The following is a 651-nucleotide window of genomic DNA, read 5'->3' as shown; positions in this document are numbered from 1 at the left end:
CCGAAGGACGACATGCTGTCGTGAGCATTTGAGAGACTCGAACGCATCGTTAACTTCATTCTTATTACGGAGAATGAATACGACGCGTCGTTTCAATTTTCAGCTTGTTCCGGATTGTTAAAGAGCATAATACTTCGCAGCATGCTGTTATCCAGCACACTCTGAAGTATTTTATTTAGAAAAACAGTATGGTGGAGCTAAGCGGGATCGAACCGCTGACCTCCTGCGTGCAAGGCAGGCGCTCTCCCAGCTGAGCTATAGCCCCATACAGTCTTACAGAAACCTTTTACTACCATTACATTCCAAAGAAGAAATGTAATTTGTGCTCAGGCAAGGCATGCAGGAGGGAGGTTTACTTTGGTAAACGACCGAGTGCATAACGCCGCATGAGTGCAAATTTGGTAGGCCTGAGTGGACTTGAACCACCGACCTCACCCTTATCAGGGGTGCGCTCTAACCACCTGAGCTACAAGCCTGTAGAGGTTTTTCTGCTCGTTACTTTTTCATCAGACAATCTGTGTGGACACTACGCGGGAAGGTATCTTCAGGTAAGGAGGTGATCCAACCGCAGGTTCCCCTACGGTTACCTTGTTACGACTTCACCCCAGTCATGAATCACAAAGTGGTAAGCGCCCTCCCGAAGGTTAAGCT

Annotated in this window: 2 tRNA genes and 1 rRNA gene; all 3 read right to left on the bottom strand. The window is 47.9% G+C overall.

The window, feature by feature from the left end:
- Window positions 1-189: 189 nt before the first annotated feature.
- A tRNA-Ala gene (locus tag ID864_RS23665) sits at window positions 190-265 on the bottom strand.
- A 134-nt stretch (window positions 266-399) separates the two neighbouring features.
- Window positions 400-476 (bottom strand) — tRNA-Ile (locus ID864_RS23660).
- A gap of 73 nt (window positions 477-549) precedes the next feature.
- Window positions 550-651 (bottom strand): 16S ribosomal RNA (locus ID864_RS23655); the annotation flags it as partial.

The sequence above is a fragment of the Erwinia aphidicola genome, from assembly GCF_014773485.1.
Classification (GTDB): Bacteria; Pseudomonadota; Gammaproteobacteria; order Enterobacterales; family Enterobacteriaceae; genus Erwinia; species Erwinia aphidicola.
Note: the sequence above shows the minus strand (reverse complement) of the source record. Positions and strands in the feature narration are given on the sequence as shown.